General features: G+C 66.5%; 14 protein-coding genes and 1 tRNA gene. 6 read left to right on the forward strand and 9 right to left on the reverse strand.

Annotated elements, in window-relative coordinates:
* Positions 1–79: 79 nt before the first annotated feature.
* The gene (locus AC1AYR_RS06465) at positions 80–901 is read right to left on the reverse strand and encodes a putative hydro-lyase (RefSeq protein ID WP_476511999.1); all 822 of its coding nucleotides are present in this window, start codon (positions 899–901) and stop codon (positions 80–82) included.
* Positions 902–1,230: 329 nt separating this feature from the next.
* Between AC1AYR_RS06465 and AC1AYR_RS06470 the strand changes: the two genes are divergently transcribed.
* The 3 genes from AC1AYR_RS06470 (at position 1,231) to AC1AYR_RS06480 (ending at position 5,166) form a co-directional block, all read left to right on the forward strand.
* Complete coding sequence (locus AC1AYR_RS06470; RefSeq protein WP_476512000.1) at positions 1,231–2,178, forward strand: aminodeoxychorismate lyase; 948 nt, start codon at positions 1,231–1,233, stop codon at positions 2,176–2,178.
* A 73-nt stretch (positions 2,179–2,251) separates the two neighbouring features.
* The gene (locus AC1AYR_RS06475) at positions 2,252–2,725 is read left to right on the forward strand and encodes a chorismate mutase (protein WP_476512001.1); all 474 of its coding nucleotides are present in this window, start codon (positions 2,252–2,254) and stop codon (positions 2,723–2,725) included.
* Positions 2,726–2,754: 29 nt separating this feature from the next.
* Positions 2,755–5,166, forward strand: a complete 2,412-nt coding sequence (locus AC1AYR_RS06480; RefSeq protein ID WP_476512002.1) for a hypothetical protein — start codon at positions 2,755–2,757, stop codon at positions 5,164–5,166.
* A 748-nt stretch (positions 5,167–5,914) separates the two neighbouring features.
* On the opposite strand, the gene valS is transcribed toward AC1AYR_RS06480, so the two are convergent.
* Genes valS through AC1AYR_RS06500 form a run of 4 tightly spaced genes read right to left on the reverse strand, consistent with a single transcriptional unit; the run spans position 5,915 to position 11,773 of the window.
* Positions 5,915–8,707 carry a valine--tRNA ligase gene (gene valS / locus AC1AYR_RS06485; RefSeq protein ID WP_476512003.1) on the reverse strand — a complete coding sequence of 931 codons (2,793 nt, stop codon included), beginning with the start codon at positions 8,705–8,707 and terminating at the stop codon, positions 5,915–5,917.
* A 33-nt stretch (positions 8,708–8,740) separates the two neighbouring features.
* On the reverse strand, positions 8,741–10,309 hold the full coding sequence (locus AC1AYR_RS06490) for an ABC transporter substrate-binding protein (protein ID WP_476512004.1): 1,569 nt from the start codon (positions 10,307–10,309) through the stop codon (positions 8,741–8,743).
* A 27-nt stretch (positions 10,310–10,336) separates the two neighbouring features.
* Positions 10,337–10,996: an endonuclease III gene (nth, locus tag AC1AYR_RS06495; RefSeq protein ID WP_476512005.1), complete on the reverse strand. Its 660-nt coding sequence runs from the start codon at positions 10,994–10,996 to the stop codon at positions 10,337–10,339.
* Positions 10,997–11,029: 33 nt separating this feature from the next.
* Positions 11,030–11,773 (reverse strand): winged helix-turn-helix transcriptional regulator, encoded by a 744-nt coding sequence (locus tag AC1AYR_RS06500; protein WP_476512034.1) that lies wholly within the window; start codon positions 11,771–11,773, stop codon positions 11,030–11,032.
* 622 nt (positions 11,774–12,395) lie between these two features.
* On the opposite strand from AC1AYR_RS06500, the gene AC1AYR_RS06505 reads away from it, so the two are divergent.
* Positions 12,396–13,127 carry a hypothetical protein gene (locus tag AC1AYR_RS06505; protein ID WP_476512006.1) on the forward strand — a complete coding sequence of 244 codons (732 nt, stop codon included), beginning with the start codon at positions 12,396–12,398 and terminating at the stop codon, positions 13,125–13,127.
* A gap of 114 nt (positions 13,128–13,241) precedes the next feature.
* Here AC1AYR_RS06505 and AC1AYR_RS06510 read toward each other — a convergent pair whose 3' ends face one another.
* The 3 genes from AC1AYR_RS06510 to AC1AYR_RS06520 all read right to left on the reverse strand — a co-directional run bounded on the left by AC1AYR_RS06510 (position 13,242) and on the right by AC1AYR_RS06520 (position 19,237).
* A complete protein-coding gene (locus tag AC1AYR_RS06510; protein ID WP_476512035.1) occupies positions 13,242–13,811 on the reverse strand; it encodes a manganese efflux pump MntP in 570 nt (189 codons plus the stop codon).
* Positions 13,812–16,446: 2,635 nt separating this feature from the next.
* Positions 16,447–16,941 (reverse strand): inorganic diphosphatase, encoded by a 495-nt coding sequence (locus AC1AYR_RS06515; protein ID WP_476512007.1) that lies wholly within the window; start codon positions 16,939–16,941, stop codon positions 16,447–16,449.
* Positions 16,942–17,008: 67 nt separating this feature from the next.
* Positions 17,009–19,237 (reverse strand): alpha-1,4-glucan--maltose-1-phosphate maltosyltransferase, encoded by a 2,229-nt coding sequence (locus AC1AYR_RS06520; protein ID WP_476512036.1) that lies wholly within the window; start codon positions 19,235–19,237, stop codon positions 17,009–17,011.
* A gap of 875 nt (positions 19,238–20,112) precedes the next feature.
* Here AC1AYR_RS06520 and AC1AYR_RS06525 point away from each other — a divergent pair.
* Complete coding sequence (locus tag AC1AYR_RS06525) at positions 20,113–22,137, forward strand: cell surface protein (protein ID WP_476512008.1); 2,025 nt, start codon at positions 20,113–20,115, stop codon at positions 22,135–22,137.
* 1,711 nt (positions 22,138–23,848) lie between these two features.
* On the opposite strand, the gene AC1AYR_RS06530 is transcribed toward AC1AYR_RS06525, so the two are convergent.
* Positions 23,849–23,925 (reverse strand) — tRNA-Met (locus AC1AYR_RS06530).
* A gap of 896 nt (positions 23,926–24,821) precedes the next feature.
* On the opposite strand from AC1AYR_RS06530, the gene AC1AYR_RS06535 reads away from it, so the two are divergent.
* Positions 24,822–25,856, forward strand: a complete 1,035-nt coding sequence (locus AC1AYR_RS06535; RefSeq protein WP_476512009.1) for a homoserine O-succinyltransferase — start codon at positions 24,822–24,824, stop codon at positions 25,854–25,856.
* The last annotated feature ends 90 nt before the right edge of the window (positions 25,857–25,946 follow it).

The following is a 25,946-nucleotide window of genomic DNA, read 5'->3' on the forward strand; positions in this document are numbered from 1 at the left end:
GATTCGCGTGATCCGTGTCCGCGTGCGGACCGTGCGACTGTGCGTCGTGCGGCTGAACGTCGTGCGCCGGAGGCCTCCGTCACACCATGTAGCCGAGGTCGCGCTTCGAGGTGATGAGCATGTGGCCGGGAGCGTGTGTGATCGCGAACGGCGGCTTCGAGGCCATCGCGGCGGCCTGCGGGGTCACGCCGCACGCCCAGAAGACCGGCACGTCGCCGTCCTCGAGGATCGGGGCGTCGCCGTAGTCGGGGTGCATGATGTCGGTCACGCCGATCGCCGCCGGATCGCCGACGCAGACGGGCGCGCCGTGCACGGACGGGTAGTAGCCGGAGATGCGCACCGCGTCGGCCACCTGCGTGGACGGGATGCCGCGCATCGAGACGACCATGTTCGAGTGGAACGCGCCGGCCGGGCGGCAGGCGATGGACGTGTCGTACATCGGCACGTTGCGGCCGGCGGTGATGTGCCGCACCGGCACGCCCGCCTCCATGAGCGGGAACTCGAACGTGAAGCTGCATCCGATCACGAACGTGACCAGGTCGTCGCGCCAGTAGTCGGTGATGTCGGGCGTTTCGGCGACGAGTTCGCCATGCTCCCACACGCGGTACAGCGGTACGTCGGTGCGGATGTCCGCGCCGGGGCAGGTGGCGGGCTTGGTCTCGCCCGCCTCCATCACCTCGAGCAACGGGCATGGCTTCGGATTGCGTTGCGCGAACAGCAGGAAGTCGAAGGCGAGATCCTTCGGCAGGATCATCAGATTCGCCTGCGCGTAGCCCTTCGCGATGCCGCAGGTCGGGCGCACGAGCCCGTCACGGAAGGCGAGGCGTGCGGCCTCGGGGGTGGAGTCGGCGTTGAGTGCGGACGTCGCCGGAGTTGCGGCGGCTGTGGTGGTGGGCGGCATTGCTGTGGTTGACGGCATCGCTACGGCTGACGATGTTGCGGTGATTGCGCCAGCCGGGCTTGTTTCGGCCGTTCCGGCTGTCCCGGCTGTTTCGGTCGTTCTGGTTGTTTCGGTCATGGCGTCCCCCGTTTCCGCGCGTTCTCGCGTCGCGCGCACTGCTGTTCGCACTGTTGTCCGCCACGATACGGCGGCACCGCGTTACGGTTCATGTCCGTTTGTGACCGTTGCATTTCCGTCGTGCTACATCGGATGTTTCACATGAAACAATGCGTGGTTAGGTTGGGCGCTGATGTGAGAACCGCCATGTCGAATCAGAGAAAGGGACTGTGATGAGTTCGATCGTGTTGGGAATGGGCAACGGCAAAGCGATGTTCGGCGATGAGAAGGTGAGCGACGCCGATCTCATCACCCTGGTCGATCCGAGTGGACTCAACATCAACGCCTTCGATCTGAGCGTGCTGCGCGGCGACGGCATCTTCGAGGCGACGACCGTGTGGAAGGGCTACCCGGTCTCGCTGGAGAACCATCTGCGTCGTCTCGCCCAGTCCGCTGCGATGGTCGACCTGCCCAAGCCGAACTTCGAGGCGATCACGCGCGGCGTCGAGCAGGTCATCGACGCGTATGACGACCCCGAACCCGGTCCGCTGCTGCGCATCATCGTCTCGCGCGGCCTCGATCCCGACACCGGCGTGGGCAAGGCCTCCGACCGCACGCCCACGGTGTTCATCTTCCTCGACGCCAAGGGCACGCTGCACGAGACCGATCCGATCACGATGGCCTCGATGACGCGCGGCTACCCGTCCGACATCACCGAACGCGCGCCGTGGCTGCTCAACGGCGCGAAGACGCTGAGCTACGCATTCAACTGCGCCGTGCACCGCGAGTGCGCGCGCCGCGGCGTCGGCGACGCCGTGCTCTACACCGAGGACGGTTACACGATGGAATGTCCGAACTCGTCGATCGTGGCCCGCTACGGCGACACGTTCGTGACCCCCGACCCGTCAATCGGCATCCTCAACGGCACGTCCCAGCGTGAACTGTTCGCGTGGGCGCGCCAGGAGGGCAAGTCCATCGAATACCGCAAACTGCCGATCGCCGAACTGCGCGAGGCCGACCGCCTGTACATGACGCACGGCGGCTGGGTGATTCCGGTGAACGAGATCGACGGCCGTGCGCTCGACTACTCGGCCGACGAGATCGCCCAGGTCAATGAGGCGATCCACACCGGCCGCACCCACGACGACGCCCTCGCCATCGGCCCGGACTATCGCTACTGACGTACCGGTATTGACGGTATGCGTGAGGCGGCTCGCTGGGTGCATTGCGCGAGAGTGGAGTAAGGTGGCTCGTATGACTGAAACGACGAGCACCCCCGAACGATCCGCGGACGCCGCGGATGCTGCGGACGAGAACGGCGGCGACTGGCTGAGCGCCACCGTCACCCGCAATCCCGGCGAACACGCCACCGTCATCGACTCCGCGAAAGCCGCGGAGAACCCCGAGACCGCCGAAACCGTGGCGAAGATCAAAGCGCTGCGCCAATCCATCGACAACGTGGACACGGCCATCGTCTCCCTGCTCGCCGAACGCTTCAAGTACACGTCGCAGGTCGGCGTGCTCAAGGCGCGCGCCGGCTTCGCCCCCGCCGACTACAAGCGCGAGGACTACCAGATCGAACGCCTCCACCGCATCGCCGTGGCCGCCGGCCTCGATCCGGACATCGCCGAGATGTACCGCGAATTCGTCGTCACCGAGGCGAAGAAGCGCCACCAGCGCATCGCCGAGGCCGGCGGCGACCCGGGCGTGCTGGACGTGTTCGCCTGATCGTGCGCAACCGCAACACCCAACCCCGGATGAAGATTCGAACGCGACGCCGGGGTGCCTTGGCGTGCGCGTGTGCGTGCGCCTGCGTGATCGCCGTCGCTTCGACGCTCGTCTTGGGAGGGGCCGTCGGCGCGACGGTGGTCACCTCCCATGCGGATGTTCCCACCATCGTAGACCGTGACGTACTCACCGTGACCGCGTCGGACGGCGGCCCGGGCGCGTTGTACCTCGTGAAGGATTCCGCTGAAGCCGCGGAAGGTCAGGGAGGTGCTGGCACGTCGCCGTCACCGGCGGCGACGGTCACGCGCGTGCGCGCCGGCGAACGCGAACTGCCGATCGCGGCGCATATCGACTATTCGCTCGACGGGCCGAATGTGAAACGCGCGACGGTCGCCGGAGCCAGCGGGCTCGTCGGCGTACACGTCACGCTCGAAGCCGACACGCTCGACGACGACCTGCCCCGCGCAGTGCGATCGCAGCGCATGCTCGTCGCGTTCACCGTGCCGACGCGCGTCGCCGACGACGTGAACGTGAACCACGACGCCGTCGTCACCACGCAAGGGGCGAACACGGTCGTCGCCGCCGTGATGCGCGTCGGCGACCGCATCGACTGCTATATGAACGCGAAGAAGTTCACGATGGGCGATGTGGTCGTCGTCTCCGCGGGCGGGGCGTCGGCGCTCGCCGGCGAGGCCGTCGCGATGGGCGACGGGTCGCTGGGCGGCTCGGATGGCGATGATGCTGCCGGTTCTGCCGGTTCTGGCGGTGCGACCGGCGTGACCGGTGCTGCCGGTGCGCATCAGGATCTCATCGACAAACTCACCGCGCTGCGCGACCTCGAACGCTCCCTTGCCGCCAGTGAGATCGCCGCGAAACAAGCCGACTATGACAAGGCGTTCGGCGCGTACATGAGCGCCTACGTCACGTCGTACACGAATCATCTGTCCGGCTCGATCGGATCGAGCACGCAGCTGACCGCGCTTATGGGCACGGCCGGCGAGCTCAGCGGCGGCACTCCGCTCGCCGCCGCGGTGCTTGACGAAGCGAGTGCGACCGACGCGCTGGCCTCCGCACATCAGCACACGGGTGCCGCGGATGCGATCGAGCAGGTGATTCGCATGGTGCGCGCGCAGGGCGTCGACGGTCTCGCGGACACGCTGCGCCGCCGCGCCGGCGAGGAGACCACTGAAGGCGCGAAGGCGTATGCGGCGGGCCAGTCGCAGCTGTCCCAGGCGATGATCCCGTATTCGATGGCGTACACGGACGCGTATACGAAGCATTTGAGCGCATTGACCGGTGGGAGCTCCGCGGGGGCGTCCGCGTATGCCGCCGAGGCGAACGCGGCGACCGCGAAGGAGTTCGGTATCGGCGGCGCGGGTGCTTCCGGTGGCGACGGTGCCGGCAGTGATGCTTCCGGCAGCGACGGTGCCGGTGGTGCGCACGCGGATGACGCGGCGAAGGTGGATGCGGCGATGGCCGCGCTCGCCGCGGCGCGTGAGCGTACCGGCGCGGGCAGTGCGTACCGTCAGGTGCTGCTGCGGTTCGCGGGGGAGTTGAACGGTGACGCGACTGGGACCGGCACGGCCGGTGCGACTGCTGCCGGTGCGGGTGCCGGTTCTGCCGGGACTGCCGGGACTGCCGGAACTGCCGGGACTGCCGGGACGACGGCGGTGACGGGCGACGCGGGTACTGGCGCTGGAACCGCCGGTGATGCCGGTCGGTTTGTCGGAAGTGGCATGACGGGTGATTCCTCGCTTGCGGCGCGCGCCGAAACGACGCGTCTGCGGCACCTTGCCGCCGCCGAGCGACGTGCCGCGAAGGCGTCCGCGGGTGATGTGACGACTACGGTGATCGACGAGACCGCGGGGCGTACCGATTCCGGTGATGTGCTGAAGTTCGCCGGCGGCGTGCCCGGCGTGGGTGGTTCGTCCGGTGCGTCCGCGAAGTCGGGTGATGCGTCCGGTGCGTCGGATACGAACGATGCGGGGAACCATGGCTCGTCGGGTGCGGGCGGTGCCGGGACTCATGCGGATGCGGCATCTTCGGGGTCCTCGGAGTCTTCGAAGTCCGCGTTGACGCAACTGTCGCCGTATGTCGGCATGAGCGGTTCCAACGGTTCGGCGGGCGGTTCCGGTACACGGCTCACCGTCGATACGACCCAACTCATCAACGATGCGACCGCGCTCGGCGATGCCGGCGCGCTCATCCAAACGCTGCTCGCCGACACGGCTCTTCAAGCCAAACTGCCCGTGGCCGCCGCGGGGTCGTCTTCTGCGGGGGTATCTGCCGGTGACTCGGCTGTCACGGGTTCGACTGCCGGTGGCTCGACTGTCGGTGACTCGACTGTCACGGGTTCGTCTGCCGGTGACTCGACTGTCGGTGACTCGGCGGACTCCGGCACGGCCTCCACACGCCTCCTGCTCGTCATTCCCGCCTTCTGACCCTGTTCCCGATTCCCGTCTCCAGCGTCTCGCGCGAGCGGATGGCTGACGCACGGTTTGGGGCAAGGCTAACAGTGGCGAGGCGGAGTATGCGGTTTTGAATCGCAAATGTGAAGGAAATGTGTTTTAGACTTTTTTAGACTTTTTAGATTCTTTAGAACTTTTTAGATTCTTGGGCATTATCTGAATTCGGTGACACGGGTTCCGTGTCACCGTCTGCGCGTTCTTCGCATTGTGACGTGTATAGAGGCCGCACGGTCATCTTTCTCTCGCTGGTGGGAGGTATGGGCCTTCCGTCTGGCGGGCATGTGGCTAATGCTTTTCCTCCCGCTGGCGGGAGGTGGCGCGTAGCGCCGGTGGGTGGTCGGCGGCGGTGAATCGCCGCCGTGTCCGGCTGACATCGGTGTTGTCAGCGGAACCACCCCCACCCGGCTCGCGCCGGGAGCCCCCGCCAGCGGGGGCGAGGGGATGCAGCGGCGTGGGTGTCGCGCGGCCCATGCGCACTACAGTGCGTAGGGCTCTTTGTAGCCGTGATATGCGAAGGGGTTGTCGGCCGGAATCATCACGATTCCGGCCGACAACCCCTTTATGTTGCGGCACCGGCTACCGGTTGTAACCGGCTGCAGGATACTACTTGCGCGGCTTCTTGACCGGCTGAGCCGTGAAGCGGGGAGTCCGGTGGACTCCCCGTAGGCGAAGCGAGCGGCGGCCGCCGCGAGGGACGACCGGGGAAGCCCGCCTCCTACTACTACTTGCGCGGCTTCTTAGCCGGCGGCTCGCCGAGTTCGCTTTCCTCGACGATGATCTCGGCGGCGGCCTCGGTCTCGGCCTTGGCCTCCTTGGCGGCGTCCTTCGCGGCTGCGGCTGCGGCCTCGACGGTCTCCTTGACGGCCTTGACGGCGGCGGCTGCGGCGGCGAAGTGGATCTTGCCCACCACACGGCCGGCCTCGGCGATGTCGTCCAGCGCACCGGCCAGCGATTCGCGCACGTCGTCGGCCACGCCCAGCGTGACGGACAGGATCGGCGTCTTCATCGAGACCTTCGCCTTGGACTTGATGCCGCGCAGCGCGGCCAGCGCCTCGCCGGCGTGGTTCAGCAGCTCCGGGGCCACCTTGAACGCGGCCGCCTCGTACACGTCCGGGGTCGGCCATGCGGCGCGGTGCACCGAACCGGAGTCGGCGTGCATCCAGCTCCACACCTCTTCGGTGGCGTACGGCAGGAACGGCGCGAGCAGGCGGGTGAACGCGTCGAGGCCGAGGCCCAGCGCGGTGCGCGCGGACTTGACGGCTGCCTCGGACGGCACGTGGCCGGTCGCGTCGGCGGTGCCGTAGGCGCGGTTCTTCACCAGCTCGATGTAGTCGTCGCAGAACTGCCAGAAGTAGTTCTCGATGGCCTCAAGCGCCTTGGAGTGCTCGTAGTGGTCGAGCGCGGCGGTCGCCTCGCGCACCACGAGCGCCATGCGGGCCATGGCGGCGCGGTCGAGCGGCTCGGTCACGTCGGCCGGATCCCAGACCGCCTCGGCGGCCTCGGAGACGTGGTGGTTCTCATCCTCACGGCCGATGGCCAGCGCGAACTTCGTCGCGTTGAGCAGCTTGATCGCCAGACGGCGGCCGATCTTCATCTGGCCCTCGTCGTAGGTGGCGTCGAGGCCGAGTCGCGCGGCGGCGGCCCAGTAGCGTACCGCGTCGGCGCCGAACTGCTCGATCGGCTTGTTCGGCACGACGACGTTGCCCTTGGACTTCGACATCTTCTTGTGGTCCGGGTCGAGGATCCAGCCGGAGAGGGTCGTGTGCTTCCACGGCAGGCACTTGTTCTCGAGGTGCGCGCGGTCCACGGAGCTGAACAGCCAGGTGCGGATGATGTCCTGGCCCTGCGGGCGCAGATCCATCGGGAACGTGGCCTTGAACAGCGCCTGGTTCTCCTCGCCGGGCTCCTCCCAGCGGGTCACGATCTGCGGGGTGAGCGAGGAGGTCGCCCACGTGTCCATGATGTCCTTCTCGGCGGTGAAGCCACCGGGCACGTCACGCTGCGATTCGTCGTAGCCGGCCGGCACGTCGGTGGTCGGGTCGATTGGCAGGATGTCCTCGGACGGGGTGATCGGATGGTCGTAGTCGGCCGAACCGTCCTCCTTGACCGGGTACCACAGCGGGAACGGCACGCCGAAGAAGCGCTGGCGGGAGATCAGCCAGTCGCCGTTGAGGCCGTGCACCCAGTTCTCGTAGCGCACGCGCATGAAGTCCGGGTGGAACTCGAGCTCGCGGCCGCGCTCGATGAGCTCGGCGTTCAGCTTCTGGTCGGTGCCGCCGTTCTTCAGGTACCACTGGCGGGAGGTGACGATCTCGAGCGGCTTGTCGCCCTTCTCGTAGAAGTTCGTCATACGCTTCGTCGGCGTCGGCTCGCCGTCCAGGTCGCCGGACTCGCGCAGATGGTCGACGATGATCTTGCGGGCGGAGAACGTGGTCTTGCCTTCGGTCTCCGCGAAGATCGCCTTGCCGCCCTCGTCGGTGATCCAGTCCGGCACGGACATCACGATGCGGCCGTTGCGCTGGATGATCGGACGGGTCGGCAGGTTCAGGTCACGCCACCATTCGACGTCGGTCACGTCGCCGAAGGTGCAGCACATGGCGATGCCGGCGCCCTTGTCCATCTCGGCGGCCGGGTGCGCGAGGATCGGCACCTTCACCTTGAACAGCGGGGAGTAGACGTACTGGCCGAAGTACTGCTTGTAGCGCTCGTCGTCCGGGTGCGCGATCAGCGCGCCGCAGGCGGCCAGCAGCTCGGGGCGGGTCGTCTCGATGTAGATCGGGGTGCCGTCCTCGAAGCGGAACGCCACCTTGTGGTAGAAGCCCGGGTATTCGCGCGATTCGAGCTCGGCCTGGGCCACGGCGGTCTGGAAGGTCACGTCCCACAGGCCCGGGGCGTCCTTCTGGTAGGCCTCGCCGCGGGCGAGGTTGCGCAGGAACGCCTTCTGGGCGACGCGGCGCGGATGCTCGCCGATCGTGTGGTAGGTCTGCGACCAGTCGATCGACAGGCCCAGCTTGCGCCACAGTGCCTCGAACAGCTTCTCGTCCTCGGCGGTGAGCTTCTCGCACAGTTCGATGAAGTTCTGGCGGGAGCACGGCACCTGGTCCTTGGCGTCGATCTTCTTGCCGTCGGTGCCTTCGAACGGCGGCTTGAAGTCCGGGTCGTACTTGAGGGAGGTGTCGACGCGCACGCCGTAGTAGTTCTGCACACGGCGCTCGGTCGGCAGGCCGTTGTCGTCCCAGCCCATCGGGTAGAACACGTCGAAGCCCTGCATGCGCTTGAAACGGGCGATCACGTCCGTGTGCGTGTAGGAGAACACGTGGCCCACGTGCAGGTGGCCGGACACGGTGGGCGGCGGGGTGTCGATGGAGTACACGGCCTTGCGGTCGCGGGTGTCGTTGAACTTGTAGGTGCCCTGTTCGTCCCAGACGGCACGCCACTTGTCTTCGAGGCCGTCCACGCCCACGCGGTCGGGGAGCGGGGTGAGGTTGGCCGTGATGGATTTGGCTTCAGTCATACAGGCGAGTTTATGCGGCTTAGGTGACAACGCCTACTGTTTTGCGAGGTCCTTCAGCGGCAGTCGGGTGTCGGTGAGCTGGGTGGGGTAGCCGTTCAGCGTCTTCTTCACGACGATCGCGTTGCGCTTCGTGTACAGCCAGTCGCTGGCCGCGTCCTCGCTCACCGTGCGCGCATACGTCTTCAGTCTGTTCGCGTAGTCCGTCGCGTTCGCGGCGCCCGCCGCCGCCGCGTACTGCGACTGCGCGTCCGCGTTCGTGTAGTGCGGCGTCGAGTCGGGTGTCGCGAAGATCGCCGATCCGTCCTCGCCGTCGAGCTCGGTGAGCATGAGCTGGAAGTCGCGTGACTGCGCGCGCTGGTCGAGCTGCGCCGCGTCGACCGTCTCCACGTCGACGGCGACGCCCGCCGTCTGGTACTGCGCGGCGATCGCCTGCGCCAGCGACGTGTACGCGGCCGTGGTGACGAGCTTCAGCGTGCCGACGTATCCGGAGGAGAAGTAGCTCATCATCGACCGTCCCTTCGCGCTGTCGTACGGCAGGATGGAGGTGAGGTTCTCATAACCGGGTTCGAGCGGGCCGATCGGTCCGCCGAGCACCTGCTCCACATCCTGTTTGCGGCCGTTCGCCAGCGCCGCCTTGTCGAGCATGAGGCGCATCGCCTGCCGCGCCTGCACGTCGGAGAGGATCGAATCGGCGTCGTTGTTGTAGAGCAGCGTCACCTTGCGCGTGCTGGCGCCGTACACGGTGGCGAACGAGGCGTCGCCGGCGAGCCCGTCCGCGGAACTTGCGAAATCCGGCAGGATCATGTCGAATCCGCCGAAATCGGCCTGCTTCATCAACGTATCGTCGTCGGCGAAATACTTGAACGTGACGGTGCCGACCTTCGCGCCGCCTCCGGAACGCGCCTTGAGCGTCATCACGCCGTCCTTGAACGACGAGACGGCGAACGGGCCGGAACCGGCGGTCTGCTTCGCATAGTTCACGTTCGCGTCCGCATCGTAGACGATGCCGAGACGGCCGGTGAGCGTGCGCGTGAGCGTCGGATCCGGTTCGCTGAGCGCGATGACCACCGTCGTCGGGTTCGGGTTCGTGACGGAGGCGAGACGCTTGAACTTCGCATCCGCATCCGGCCACTTGCCTTCCACGGCCTGCTGGATCGACCACACGGCATCGGTCGAGTCGAGCGTGTCGCCGTTCGCGAACGTGAGTCCGGAACGCATCGTGAGCGTCAACGTCCTGCCGTCCGCCGACGTCTCCCACTTCGACGCGAGACCGCCGGTGATCTGGTTCTTGTCGTCCACGTCGAGCAGCGTCTCGTACACGTTGCCGATGAGCACGCGGCTGAGACGGTCGGACTGCGCGCCGGATGCGGTGCGGATGTCGAGCGAGTCGGGCACGCCGGTCAGACCGATCGTCACGGATTCGCCCGCCGTGGCGCCGCCTTCGAACGCGGCGACGACGTCGCGATCCCGCACGACCGTCCAGCCGAGCCAGACGAGCGCGGAGAGCGCCAACGCGACGCCGAGGAAGACGCCCCAGCGTTTGAGTTCGTCGAGGGCGTTGCCGTTGCGGGGATTGCGTGTGCCGTTGCCGTGATTCGCCATGTGGCTCAGTCTACGCGTGACGGGCGGCTACGACGCGGACGGGCAGGTGGCGGCGAGCGGACAGTCGGCGCAATCGGGCGTGCGCGCGTGGCAGACCGCGCGCCCGAACAGGATGAGACGGTGGCTCAGATCCGTCCACTCCTCGGGCGGGAAGCACGCGGTGATCTCCTTCTCGACCGCCACCGGATCGGGGTGACGTTCGCGCCAGTCGCTGCGCCAGCGCAGGCGTCCGGTCACGCGCATCACGTGCGTGTCGACGGGGAAGCCGGGTACGCCGAACGCGTTGCCGAGCACGACGTTCGCCGTTTTGCGGCCCACGCCCGGCAGGCTCGTGAGCTCCGCCATCGTGCGCGGCACCTCGCCGCCGAAACGTTCGTCGAGCGCGGCGGCGAGCCCCAGCAGATGCTTCGTCTTGGAACGGTAGAAGCCGAGCGGATGGATGATGTCCTCCACGTCCTCGGGATTCGCGACGGCCAGCGCGGCGGCGTCCGGATAGCGGGCGAAGAGTTCCGGCGTGACGGTGTTGACGCGTTTGTCGGTGGTCTGCGCGCTCAGGACGGTCGCGATGAGCAGCTGCAGCGGCGTCGAGAAGTCGAGCGCGCACTTCGGTTCGGGGAACAGTCCGGTGAGGATCGCGTACTCGTCGTGCATGCGGGCGACGCGGGCCCGCTTCGATTCGCGTGGCATATCGGGAGGATCGGGGCGGTGGCGGCCGGCCGATCACTCGTCCTTCGGCGCGTTGCGCGCGGCGGACTTGGCGGCCGACTCCTCGGACTCCTCGTCCGGCGGGTCGAAACGGTAGCCGACGTTGCGCACGGTGCCGATGAGATGCTCGTATTCGCCGCCGAGCTTGGCGCGCAGACGACGGATGTGCACGTCGACGGTGCGCGTGCCGCCGTAGTAGTCGTAGCCCCACACCTCCTGCAGCAGCTGCGCGCGCGTGAACACACGGCCCGGATGCTGCACGAGATACTTGAGCAGCTCGAACTCCTTGTACGCCAGATCGATCGGGCGGCCGTGCAGGGAGGCTGTGTAGCCGTTCGTGTCCACGATGAGGTCGCCGGAGCGGATCTGACCGTCCTCGGTGGTCACGCCCTTGTCGCCCGCGGCGGCGTTCGCGCTCGCGGCGGGCGCGTTGCCGCGTTCGGAGACGAGACGCAGACGACCCTCGACCTCCGCCGGCGAAGCGGTCGAGACGACCACGTCGGCGATGCCCCACTGCGAGTTGACGACGGTGAAGCCGCCCTCGGTGAGGATCAGCACGATCGGCGTGGACAGGCCGGACGCGTGGATGAGATTGCACAGGGTCTTCGCGGTGGCCAGATCGTCGCGCGCGTCGAGGAACAGGATCGTGTTCTCCGGCATCTTCACCAGACTGGCCGCGTCCATCGGCAGGACGCGCACACGGTGGGAGAGCAGGGCGAGCGACGGCAGCACGGAGGCGGGGTTGCTAGCGAACGTCATCAACGTCAGATCAGTCACGTCTTGCCCCTCTCATGGCTCGGGCGCATGGTGCGGACGCTGGTCGGACCGGAAAACCTCACCGGGTCGATGACGTCCGTTGCGGGAATGACCGAGCCGGTCGTGCGCCGGATCGGAGATTCGTGATGGAAACCCTTACGAATACTGCGCCTCATTGTACGCGCACAGATGGGACACATGATGGTAACTTCTGTGACAACAAGAGGCAATATGCGTGCGAACTGGTGCAGGAAACTGCGGTTTCCGTGGGGCTATGGGGGCCGGTGAGGGCTGACGAGGGCTGACGAGGGCTGACGAGGGAGAATCGTCGGTGGCGGACGGGGCACAAAATGGTCCCGTCGGAAAATCCGCTGCGAAAATCATGGAAATTGCGATGGAAGACCATCCACCATGTGGTCATGTCCACTATGCGGGCTCTTCTGCATTATGGCGTGTATGGGCCGCGCGGCTGAGCGGCTTTCATCTCCCTCCCGCCTGCGGGAGGTGGCGCGTAGCGTCGGAGGGTGGTCGCGGGCGGGAGGTGGCGCGCGTGGGGCTGCATCCGGCGCGGCGGGTAGGATTGGTGCGGTCAACGAGGTCGAGTTGTGGATTCGGGAGTGTGGATATGAACGGCGAAACCGTCAGCCAGTGGAACGCCAAGCGCGGGGCGATGCTCGGCGCGCAGGCGTTCGCGTACGCGTTGCTCATCGTGATCGGCGCCGTATGGGCTTTGGCCGACGCCGGTGGCGGCATCATCGCACAGATGGCCGCGACTGTGCTGCTGGCGGTCGTGCTCGTGCTGTTCCACGTGTACTGGCCGTTCCGCGCGACCATCATCGACCGTGTGATCGGCCTGGTCGCCGGAGCACTGTCGCTCGTGTTCGTCGTGTCCCCCGCCGCCGGGAACCTGATCATGGCGAACGACGATTCCCACGCCGTCCTGTTCGACACCAACTCCGCCGAAATCCGCTGGGCGGCCGCCGTCGCCGGACTGCTCGTCGTCCTCACCATCGTCTCGTTCGGACGGCAGATGCTGCGTGAGGAGCGTTCTCACCTCATCCGCGCCCTGTCGCATTGCGTGACCGGCGGTGCCGCGGCAATCTCGCTGGCCGGCTGGTTGTTCTTCCCCTACGTGGTGGCCGGGGCAATCACCGCGCCGACGCTCCTGTTCGCGGGCGTGGTCGCGGTGATGGTGCTGTTCGCGCTCGTGCTCGCCTACGCTTCCGTGTGGTGGCTCAGGGAGCTTGACGCCGATCCGGCGCAGCGCGCCCCGTGGATCGGCGTCGCGCTGCTGCCCGTCATGTTCTTCGGACTCGTCTCCTTCGCCGCCGCCCTGTTCCTCCAGATCGTCGGCTGAATCGTCGGCTGAATCGTCGGCTGAGGGGCGATTCGCGCACGGTCGCTCCCTCCGTCGCCTTCGGCGCCTCCCTCGTCAGACACTCCCTCGTCAGAGGGGAGGGGGGAACGGTACTCAGAACGCGATGATGCCCAGATGCTCGAGCAGCACCTTGACGCCGATGAGAATCAGCACGACACCGCCGGCGATCTGCGCCGGAATCTGCCAACGGGAGCCGAACACGCGGCCGATGTAGATGCCGGCAATCGACAACAGGCCCGTCACCACACCCATCGCGGAGACCGTGAACGCGATGTTGATCTTCATCAATCCCAGGCTCACGCCGACCGCGAACGCGTCGATGCTGCACGCCACCGCCAGCGGCAGCATGTGCTTCCAGTCGAAGTCGGGGGTCTCCTTCGCATCCTCCTCAGGCTCCTCGAACGCCTCGCGGATCATGTTGCCGCCGATCACGGCCAGCAGGACGAAGATGATCCAATGATCCACGCTCGTCACATAGGAGGCGAACGTGGAGGCGGCGAAGATGCCGAGCAGCGGGAACAGCGCCTGGAATCCACCGAACCACAGGCCGCATTTCAGGGCGTCCACGAACCGCGCCTTCTTCACGGTCAGGCCCTTGCCGATGGACACGGCGAACGCGTCCATCGCGACGGAAACGGAAATCAGCAACGATTGGATGATCATCGAAATCATGGTGTGTGCGTGAATGGTTCATCCCGCGGCGGTTCTCCGCCGTCCCGCAGGATGGGCCTCGACCAGCGTTCCCACACGCCGCCTACGCCTAGGTGAAATTACGGTACTCGATTATATACGGGATTACAGGGCTCTTCGCCTTGTGGCGTGTGACCGTGCGATCGTGTGTCTGTGTGACTGTGCGACTGTGTGACCGTGTGGTCGTGATTCCCGTCTCCCCTCCCGCTGGCGGGAGGTGGCGCGCAGCGTCGGAGGGTGGTCACGGGTCGGAAGTGCCGTGACACCGGAGGGTGGTCGCGTGGGAGCGGTGCCGAATCATGAGACCGTCGTCCTCTTCTTCCCCTCCCGCTGGCGGGAGGTGGCGTGCAGCGTCGGAGGGTGGTCATGGGCCGGAAGTGCCGTGACACCGGAGAGCGGCCCCGCGGAAGTGGTGCCGGATCATGCGGCTGCAGCTGTCTTATCTTCCTCCCGCTGGCGGGAGGTGGCGCATGGCGCCGGAGGGTGGCCGCGGGCCGGAAGTGCCGTGATACCGGAGAGCGGCCCCGCGGAAGTGGTGCCGGATCATGCGGCTGCAGCTGTCTTATCTTCCTCCCGCTGGCGGGAGGTGGCGCATGGCGCCGGAGGGTGGCCGCGGGCCGGAAGTGCCGTGATACCGGAGAGCGGCCCCGCGGAAGTGGTGCCGAATCATGCGGCTGCAGCCCTTTTATCTCTCCTCCCGCTGGCGGGAGGTGGCGCATAGCGCCGGAGGGTGGCCACGGGCCGGAGTCCGATGCGTCCGCCGCTGCCGGGCCGGTCGTTTGCGCGTGGGCCGGTGATTGTTCCGGACGTGGAGCTGGCCGGTTCGGACGTGGGACCGGCCGTTTCCGGGGTGCGTGCGGCGCGGAGGACGCGGCAGACTCGTGCGGCGCACGGCTTCCTGCCCCCGTGTCCCACGTCCCGTCCGGTTCTGCTCCACAATACGTGCCGGAGAGCCTGTTGTGGAGCGGCATTCCGCCGCGACCCCCGCGAGAACCCCTGTTTCCGGCGTTCCCGGCCTGTAAACCGCGCCACAACTCCCCGGAATACCGGGTTCCGCTCCTGTTGTGGAGCGGGTCTGCTCCACAACAGCCGCCGGTATCGTTCCCACCGCGCGTTGTGGAGCGGACGGCCCCCTCATAACGCGCCACAACTCCCATAAACCGCCTCTCACAGCCGTGTTGTGGCGCACCGCCGCTCCACAACACGATCCCCATATGCCGTTGTGGCGCACCACCATGCCACAACACGATCCCCGCATGCCGTTGTGGCGTACCGCCATCCCCGCGACTGCCCCATGGCACGGACCGGTGCGACGAGCGGGGCATCGCGGTTCCGCATCACGATCCCCGCATGCCGTTGTGGAGCACCGTCACCCCTGCGGCCGCCCCACGGCATGGATTCCGCACGTCGTGTAGTGGAGCATCGTCACACCCCGCGGCACGAAACGGCACAGCGGGTGGAGCTCGAGAACGTCCCCCAGCCCGAGAACGCCCCGGCCCGAAGGTCGCCCACCGCATCACCCCAGGAGTTCGCCACCAGCGTCACAAATCCCGGAGAACAGCCCTATCGTCCGGGATTCCTGACGCCGCGGCTCAGCGTCACAAATCCCGGACGACGCCGCTTATCTCCGTAATCCGGGACGCTGGGAGCGGCTCAGTGTCCCGGGTTACGGATGATGCCGCCTATTTCCCGAATTGGGGACGCTGGGAGCGGCTCAGTGTCCCGGGTTACGGATGAAGCCGCCTATTTCCCGAATTGGGGACGCTGAGAAGGGCTCGGCGTCCCGGGTTACGGATGATGCCGCCCGTTTCCCGAATTGGGGACGCTGGGAGAGGGGGTGCGTCCCGGGTTACGGATGAAGCCGTTGTTCTCCGGGATTTGTGACGCCGGGGCGGATATCGGCGCATATCGTCCCGCCGGGCGCGACCACCCTCCGGCGCCGCACGCCACCTCCCTCCGGTGGGAGGGAAGAAACGAGGAGCGGTTCGTGCGCGTTGCCTCCCTCCGATGGGAGGGGATGGCATGCCGCCGATCCCTTTGCCCCCGCCGGCGGGGGCTCCCGGCGTGAGCCGGATGGGGGTGGGCGTCAACGACGCCACTGGTATCGGCTGGGCATGACGGCGATACACGATCGCCGACCACCCTCCGGCGCTACACGCCACCTCCCGCCAGCGGGAGGAAGATACGAATCACAGCCGCATGGGCCGGTGCCGCACCACCTCCGTCCGCGACCACCCTTCGGCGCTGCGCGCCACCTCCCGCCAGCGGGAGGAAGATACGAATCACAACCGCACGGACCGGTGCCACACCACCTCCGTCCGCGACCACCCTCCGGAACTACGCGCCGCCTCCCGCCAGCGGGAGGTGGAATACGAAGGCGGCTCGTGCGCGCCACCTCCCGCCAGAGCGGGAGGCGGATGGGGAAGACCAGAGCCGCTTGGGGCGTACGCGTCCAAACACGACGAGTCGGTTGAGAGGTCATGGTTTGGGGCCAGGGGAATCGCCGGCAACAAACGACTGAGGGGTAGCCGGATGCTTGGATCCGTGCTACCCCTCAGTCCCGCTTTGCGGGCCAGCTCCCCTGCAAGGGGAGCCTAATCAATCTGCGTCACTTGGCGGAGTTGGCGAGGCGCTCGCGCGCTTCCTTGATCTCCTTCTCGGCGACGTCCGCACCGGTCCAGTAGTCGCCCGGGAGGACTTCCTTGTTGGGCTCAAGGGCCTTGTACTGCTCGAAGAAGTGCTTGATCTCCTTGAGGTGGTACTCGTTGACGTCCTTGACGTCCTGGATGTCGTCGTAGCGGACGTCGGCCGGCACGCACAGCACCTTGTCGTCGCCGCCCTCTTCGTCCTCCATGTGGTACAGGCCCACGGCGCGGCACTCGATGACGCAGCCCGGGAACACGGAGTTCTTCACCATGACGAGCGCGTCCAGCGGATCGCCGTCCTCGCCCAGCGTGCCCTCGATGTAGCCGTAATCATCCGGGTAGCCCATGGCGGTGAACAGCTCGCGGTCCAGGAAGACACGGCCCGTCTCCTGGTCGACTTCGTACTTGTTCTTCGAGCCGCGCGGGATCTCGACCACGACGTTGAAGGTTTCAGCCATTTTCGGTTTCTCCTTGATTGGTTGTTGTTCGCTAATCACCTTACCGCGAAACACGCGGTGGAAGGAATCACTCGCCGTACTCGTGCACGACGGTGAACACGTGCGCCACGTCGGCCCACGGGGCGAGCGAGACGAAGTTGTCCCAACCCCACGCGAAGTCGCGGCCGGTCAGCTCGTCGCGCAGGTGGGCGCCCCACTTCGGATCGACGTCGAACTCCGGCATCTCGAAGTGGACCATCGCCTGATGCGCGTTGTGGCAGTCGAGGTTGACGACCACGATCAGCGTCTCCGGCTTGCCGGACTTCGTGAGGTTCGCCGGCGTGTGGCGGGCGAACGCGAGGATGTTCGGGTCGGAAGTCTCCAGCACGTGCAGGTTGTGGTAGCTGAACGCCTCCACATGCTCGCGGCGGATGCGGTTCAGCGAGGTGAGCAGCTCGGCGATGCCGAACTTGTCCGCCTCGGACCAGTCACGCACCTTGATCTCGTACTTCTCGTTGTTGCGCTGCTCCTCGAAGCCGTCGCGCTGCTGGTTCTCGATCAGCTCGAAGCCGTTGTAGATGCCCCAGCTCGGCGAACCCATCGCGGCGAGCACCGCGCGCACCGCGTGGCCGGCGATGCCGTTGTCGCGCACGTAGGCGGTGAGGATGTCCGGCGTGGTCGGCCAGAACGTGTTGTGCTGGTAGTAGCCGTCGTCGCCGTTCGTGGTGCCGAGGTACTCCTCCAGCTGCTCCTTCGTGTTGCGCCACGGGAAGTAGCAGTGCGACTGGGTGAAGCCCACGTAGCTCAGCGCGCGCATCATGCCCGGGCGGGTGAACGCCTCGGCGAGGAACAGCACCTCCGGGTGCTTCTTCGTGACCGCGGCGATGACGTCCTGCCAGAAGCGCACCGGCTTCGTGTGCGGGTTGTCGACGCGGAAGATCGTCACGCCCGCCTCGATCCACAGGTCCATGATGCGCTCGACCTCGCGCTCGATGCCCGGCATGTCCGCGTTGAAGTCGATCGGGTAGATGTCCTGGTACTTCTTCGGCGGGTTCTCGGCGAACGCGATCGTGCCGTCCGGCTTGGTGCGGAACCAGTTCGGATGCTGCTTCACCCACGGGTGGTCGGGCGAGCACTGGAGTGCGAAGTCGAGCGCGATCTCCAGACCCAGCTCATGCGCCTTCGCGCACAGGGCCTTGAAATCGTCCATCGTGCCGAGCAGCGGATCGACGGTGTCGTGGCCGCCGAGCGAGCTGCCGATGCCGAACGGCGAACCCGGATCGTCCGGGCCGGCGTTGAGCGAGTTGTCCTTGCCCTTGCGGTTCGTGACGCCGATCGGGAAGATCGGCGGCAGGTACACGATGTCGAAGCCTTCGGCCTTCGCGCGCTCCAGACCGGAGACGGAGGTCTTCAGCGTGCCCTGCACGATCTTGCCGGTCGCCTCGTCCACGTACGCGCCCTCGGAGCGCGGGAAGAACTGGTACCAGGCGGCGAAGCTGGACTTCGGACGCTGCACGAGGAATCGCTGCGGGGCGCTGGCGGACAGACCGTCGCGCAGCGGGTTCGTCTCATGCAGTTCGACGACTTCGGCGCCGGTGGCGGCGGCGAGACGATCCTCGGGGGAGAGGGTCTCGTCGGCCATCGTCTTCGCGGCGGCCTCAAGCACCTTGCGTTGGGCGGCCTTGAGCTTCGCGTCCGGGGTGTGCGCCCAGCGGTCGAGCAGCTGCGCGCCGGAGATCAGCGTGTTCTCGACATCGTCGTTCACCTTCACCTTGATGGTGGCGTCATGCAGCCAGGACGTGTAGGTGTCCTCCCAGCCTTCGATGGTGACGGACCATTCGCCCAGCTGGCGCTTGATCTGCGCGAACTCCGGCTCCCACGGCTTCACATCGGAATGCTCGCCGCAGGTGAGGCTCACGGCCCAACGGTCGAGGCCCGGGTTGACGCAGGTCATCGGGACGCGCTGCATCTCCTTGCCGCGGTGGTTGCGCACGACCGCGGTGGCGCCCACCTTCGTGCGGCCCTCGATGAACACCTGCGCGGTGACCTCGAACGGCTCGCCCAGCTCGACGCGTGCCGGGTACACGCCGCGCTCCTCGTTCGGCGTGACGTCCAGAATGTTGATGCGGCCGAACTGGCCCGGCTCGGTGACGGGAATCGACGGTGCCGGAGCCTCGCCCACGACGGTGACGGCGACCTGGGTGGGCTGCGCGGCCTTGCGGCGACGCGTCGTCGTCCTCTTCCTGGTGGTCTTCGTGGCCTTGGCGCCCTTCTTCGCCTCCGCCTGCTCAGTCTCTTCCGCCTTCGTATCGGCCATGGCGTTGTTCATCTCGCTACTGGTCGTCTTCGACATGGCGACCTCCTCCTTACTTCTCACGCGTATCGCGCTGACTGCAACAATCGTTGCGGCCACGCGACCTTGGATGTGCCACGGCACCCATTGTAGGGGCGGGTATGCCGGAAATACAGCCTTTTCGGCCAGTCGTGGTGGATAACCCGGTGGACGGGCGCGGACGCATGTGGACAACTGCGCCGAGCGGCGTCCCGAATCGGCGGAATGTGGATAAACGGACGGTCGGAGTTATCCACAACACGCCCGGCGACGGGGGCTCCGACCACAGGCCCGCGAAAACCGTTGGTGAAACGCGCGAATCTGCCAGTCTGAGGCAATCCCCCGCGGTCCGCCGCGGAGGGCGACGACGGAATCCCCGCGCGACCGACGAACGGTGGCCGCGCGGGGCCAGGACAGGGAGGAATACGGACATGATCGACGAACCAACCACACAACCACATGGTGAGATTCACGGGCATCATCGCGACGATTGCCGCGGCGAATGCCGCGATGCCGGATATCGTCGCGACGGGCGTCATTGCGATGACTATCGCGATAGTGCGTGCAGCGATGGTCGTCATGGTGACGGGAGACGTCATAGTGACGGGAGACGTCATGGTGACGGGAGACGTCATGGTGACGGGCGCGGTGACGAGCATCGTCACGTCGGGGGAGGGGCGTCGACGGGACAATCATCGCGTCGAACACTGCTCGCGCGCGCCGCGCATGCCGTCTCGCGCATGGCGCGGACGGTCGCATGCGCCGTCGCGACCGTCGCGCGTACTGTCGCGCGTACTGTCGTGCGTACTGTCGTGCGTACTGTCGTGCGTACTGTCGTGCGTACTGTCGTGCGTACTGTCGTGCGTACTGTCGCCGCGGCGTCGGCCTTGGCCGTGACGCTCGCGGCGACGATGACGCTGGCAGTACCTGCCGCGCTCGCCGCCGAACCGATGAGCTGGGCGCCGGCGAACACGTACCTGACCTACGACGCCGACGGGCAGCAGGGCCTGTACATCGGCGCGCTCGCGGTGACCGGCGACGGTCGGCTCGTCTACTGCATGGAAGCCGGCAAAGACGCCGAAGCCTCATACTCGTCATCGCACATCCGCGACGACAGCGAGGCGTCGAGGCGCATCGGCTGGCTCGCCGACCACTACCGGCAAAACCGCGACGCACGCACCCACGCCGCCATCGGCATCCTCGTCCACGACCATTTCGACGCGGATCCCGGCGCATGGCAACGCCACTATGCGGCCATCCGCCAACAGCATCCCGGACTCGACGCGCGCGCCGCGGAACTCTGGAACGAAGCGGGCGAACGCGTGCCGACCGGCATCCGCGTCGAATCCGAAACGGTCGACGGCATCCGCAGCGGACACGTCGACGTGCAGGTGACCAACGCGGCAGGCGCGTCGATCGCCGGAATCCGCTACGAACTGCGCATCGAAGGACCGGCGCAATTCGACGCGTCAGACGGGCACGCGGCCGGTGCGACCGTCAGCGGCGTGACGGATCTGCGGCCCATACGCCACACATGGAGCGCCACCGGCAAAGGCGACGTGAACGTGCATTCCGGCTACGACCGGGCGAGCGTCGAACAGTTCGTCAGCAGCCAGGACTACATCGGATTCGGTCGGCAGGAACGCGTGAGCAACGTGGGTGTCACCTTCCGCGTGCGCAAGGACTTCACGCCCTCGCTCGCCACCGTCACGTCCGCGAAGATCGTCGACACCGGACAGGAGATCTCCGATCAGGTGACGTCCGGCGTGACCGGAGACGACAGCCACTGGCCGGACGGGTTGAAGCTCATCGCCGACGGATACTATTTCGACGACATACCCGCCGATCGTCTCGTCGACCGCATGGAACCGAACGACGGCGAAACCATCGAGGACTTCCTCACGCGCGTCAAACGACGCGGCTACGAGCCGGTCGCGCACGGCGAGGCGACGTTCGACGGTGCCGGGCAGCAGGTGACTGCGAAGGCGATGGTCGATGATGGGGGTGCCGGTGCTGGTGCTGGTTCTGCTGGTGGTGCTGGTGGTGCTGGTGGTGGCGGTGACGGTGCTGGTGCTGGTGGCGAGGCTGCTGGCGGCGAGGCGTATCGCACGCCCGCGCGCGGCGGCATCGGCACCTGGGTGTGGGCGATCGACGCCTCCGCACAAAGCGACACGGCGAAGGAATACGTGCTCGCCGACGTCGTCACTCCGTTCCTCGACGCGGCCGAAAGCAACTCGAACCGGGCGACGGTGGAAGTTGAATCCGCCGCCACCGAGCACGCGGCGCAAGTCGGATCGCATCTGAGCGACACGATCACCGTGAGTGGATTCCCAGACGGGCACGGCACGTTCGCCGGTGACGACGTGTACGGTATCGGCGCCGACCAGCCGCTCGCGCAAGTAAGCGTCTGGTGGTCCGGCGACCCGGACGACCCCGCGGGCGACGACGCATACGAGCCGAAGGGAGCCGAGGAGCCGGTCGAAGACGCCAACCACCGGCTCGTAGGCACCTGGGAGTATCCGGCCGTCAACGGACGGATACGCGTGGGAGCCGGCTCGCCCGACGCGCACGGCAACCCGGTCGAGATCAAAGCCGAAACCCACGGCTGGTACGTATTCGTCTGGAAATTCGCCGGCGACGACCGCGTGATGCCCGCCGCCAGCCGCTACGACGACAAATGGGAGCACACGCGGGTGACGATCGAGGAGCCGGAGGAGCCTGAAGAGCCGGAGGAGCCCGAGGAGCCGGAGGAGCCTTCGCCGGAGGAACCCGAGGAGCCGATGCCCGAAACCGGTGTGAACGTGGGGCTTGTGTTCGGCGTGACCATCAGTGCGCTCGCCGTCGGCGCGTTCATGCTCGCCGTGATTCGCCGGCGCAGCCTATAGCGGCTTATAGTGCGGCTTATAGTGCGGCCTATAGTGCGGCCTATAGTCGATGGCGCTTGTAGACTGGCGGCTCTTCGCACTGCGTGGTGTTGGGGGCCGTGGACTATAGGTGGACTATAGGAAGGGGCTATAGGAACTGTCGTGGTGTTGATAACCGGGGCATGGTCGTGCGACTGTGCCCCGGTTATCACTCCTCCCGCTGGCGGGAGGTGGCGTGGAGCGGGGTGGGGCGCCTATAGCCCTAGCCCGTCGCCACGGGCGCGAGTGGTTGCCGCGCGATTGTCTAGTCCTTTTTCCTCCCGCCAGCGGGAGGTGGTGCGTAGTGCCGGAGGGTGGTCGCGGGCCGGATGCGCCGTGGTGCCGGACCGTGCGGCCGCAGCTCTCTTATTCCCTCCCGCTGGCGGGAGGTGGTGCGTAGTGCCGGAGGGTGGTCGCGGGCCGGATGCGCCGTGGTGCCGGACCGTGCGGCCGCAGCTCTCTTATTCCCTCCCGCTGGCGGGAGGTGGCGCGCAGCGCCGGAGGGTGGCCACAGGGCCGGAATCCGGTGCGTCCGTCACTGCTGGGCCAGCCGTTCCGGGCGTAGGCCAGCCGTTTTCGGGGTGTGTGCGGCGGATGCGCGCGGGCGCGGCTTCCCATCCCCGCATCCCGGCCGGGTCTGCTCCACAACACGTGCCGGAGAGCCTGTTGTGGAGCGGCATACCATAGCGATCCCCGCGAAAACCCCCGTTTCCAGTGTTCCCGGCTCGTAAAGTGCGCCACGACTCCCCGCAATCCCGGCTCCGGCTCCTGTTGTGGAGCGGGCCTGCTCCACAACAGCCGCCGGTATCGCTCCCACCGCGAGTCGTGGAGCAAAAGAGCCCCCATATCGCGCCACGACTCCCGCGAACCGCCTCCCGCAACCGTGTTGTGGCACGCCGCCGCGCCACAACACGATCCCCGTACGCCGTTGTGGCGCACCGCCGCCCATCCCAGCGTCAGGAATCCCGGACGAAGCCGCCCATCTCCCGAATCCGGGACGCCCCCGAGGTCTAACGGCAGGAAGCCGGCGTTGAGCAATCCCGGACACAGCCGTCGATCTCCGGGATTCGGCGACACCGGGTCACATATCGGATAACGGCGCATGCCGTCCCACCGGAACGGATACGACGGCTCCCTGTCGAAGCGGAAACGCCGGCTTCATCCCACTGCGCCCGACCGGCGAGCCCGGAACCGGAATCCGGAACACCACATTGAGTCCCCACGGTCGCCGGCCTGGACCCCCGTCGCACAACGCCATGCGAACCTTCAGACACGTCCTTCCCGACCAGACACCCTTTCGACGACGGACAACACGGAACAACAAAGGCGAATGCGGGTCCGCCCCCCATCGCCACGTCGACTCGGGCCCGCGACCACCCTCCGGCGCTCACGCGCCACCTCCCGCCAGCGGGAGGAAGACACGAGGGACGGGCTCGGGCCCGCCTCCTCCCGCCAACGGGAGGAGAAAGTTCCTATAGTCCAGAATGCAAGTTGCAACCGCCTCCCGCCTACACGCTCCAATGCGAGCCGGTACCCAGTGCACGACTTCCACACCCGGGGCGAATGGCAGGTCTATAACCTATAGCCCTATAGCCCCAATTGGCATACACGTCACGATGCGAAGAGCCCATTTGGCCTATAGCTTGGGGAAACGAAAAAACGCTAGGAACCTTGCGATTCCTAGCGTTTTCATTGGTAGCGGGGCATGGATTTGAACCATGGACCTCTGGGTTATGAGCCCAGCGAGCTACCGAGCTGCTCCACCCCGCGTCGGCTTGTCTTTGCGACAGCTCTATCTAAGATACCGGCGAATCGAAATACGTCAAATCGATTGGCCATCGGCGTGTCGCGTTGTTTTCGGGGGCTTCTCAGTCAAGCGGTGGCCGGTAGGGCGGGCTCGTCCGGAATCCGGGACGCTGGGGGCTGCCCAGAGTCCCGGATTCGGGAGAATGCCCCTATCGTCCGGGATTCCTGACGCTGGGAACTGGTCAGCGTCACAAATCCCGGACGATAGGGCTGTTTTCCTGAATATGTGACGCTGAGCGCGGGGGGCTAGCGTCACAAATCCCGGACGAAGCCATTCATCTCCGGGATATGTGACGCTGGGTATGGTCAGCGTCACAAATCCCGGAGGACAAGGATGATTCCCGGGATATGTGACGCTGGGTGTGCGAAGGATTGGTCGTATGTCTGATTGGCCGTTGTGGCCACCCTCCGGCGCTGCGCGCCACCTCCCGCCAGCGGGAGGAAGATAAGAAGGCTGCGACCGCATGGCCCGGCACCACGGCGCCTCCAGCCGCGACAACCCTCCGGCACCACGGCGCCTCCAGCCGCGACAACCCTCCGGCACCGCGATCCCTTCGCCCCGCCGGCGGGGGCTCCCGACATAAGCCGGGTGGGGGTGGTTGCGCCCAACGACACCACCGGCATCAGCCGAACACGACGGCAACGCACCATCGCAGACCACCCTCCGGCGCTGCGCGCCGCCTCCCGCTGGCGGGAGGAAGGTGAAAGCTCTGCTTGGTCGTATGGCTGGTGGCCGGGCGTATGGCTGGTGGCTGGGCGTATGGCTGGTGGCCGGGCGTATAGCCGGTCATAAGGAGATGCTATGACGGCGGCGGCTCCGGCGGCGTGCGGCATATCCGCGTCGCGGCCATAATGAAGACATGCCTATCAAGATTCCCAGCGGCCTGCCGGCCAGAGCCATCCTCGACTCGGAGCGCATCTTCGCGCTCGAAAAGCCCGAGGCGGAGCGCCAACGCGTCCGCCCGCTCAAGCTGGTGATCCTGAACCTCATGCCGAAGAAGATCGAGACGGAGACCCAGTTGCTGCGTCTCATCTCGAAATCACCGCTGCAGGTCGAGGTCGACTTCATGAAGACCTCCACGCACGAGGCGACGCATGTCTCGGCCGACCATCTGCTCAAGTTCTACGAGAATCTCGACGCGTTCGCCGACAACTACTATGACGGGTTCGTCGTGACCGGCGCCCCGGTCGAGCATATGCCGTTCGAGCAGGTGGACTATTGGGACGAGTTCAAGACGATTCTCGACTGGGCGTCCACGCACGTGTTCTCCACGATGTACCTGTGCTGGGGCGCGATGGGCGCGCTCTACCAGCGGTACGGCGTGCATAAGATCGACTATGCCGAGAAGGTGTTCGGCGTGTTCCCGCAGTATCTGCAGGACGAGTACTGCTTCCTGACGAACGGTTTCGACGAGATCGCGTTGCAGCCGCATTCGCGTCTCGCCGGCGTGAACGAGGCCGACGTGCGCGCCAATCCCGATCTGCAGATCCTCACGTGGGGGCCGCAGTCGGGTCCGGGACTCATCGCCACGCGCGATTTCTCCGAGGTGTTCGCGCTCGGTCACTGGGAGTACGGCAAGTACACGCTCGCGGAGGAGTATGAGCGCGACATGGCGAAGGGGATGAGCAACGTGCCGTTCCCGAAGAACTATTTCCCGCATGACGATCCGTCCGTCGAACCGTTGTTCTCGTGGCGCGCGCACGCGAACCTGTTGTGGCGCAACTGGCTCAACTGGGTGTATCAGACGACGCCGTACGATCTGACGGAGGTGCCGCAGCTGCGTGCGGAGAAGCGTCTCGGCACGGACCGGTCGATCCGGCATGAGCCGGGCGGCCCGCGTGGGGACGGGTTCGCGCCGTTCGCACACGACGGGTACGGCGTGATCCGCGGGTAGGCGATTCTCCCGGCCCCATGACGAATCCCCGGCGACGTGGACGGGTGTGTCCAATACTCGAACCGGTTTGATACCATTATCTGAAATTGA

Source organism: Bifidobacterium sp. LH_417, assembly GCF_056357035.1.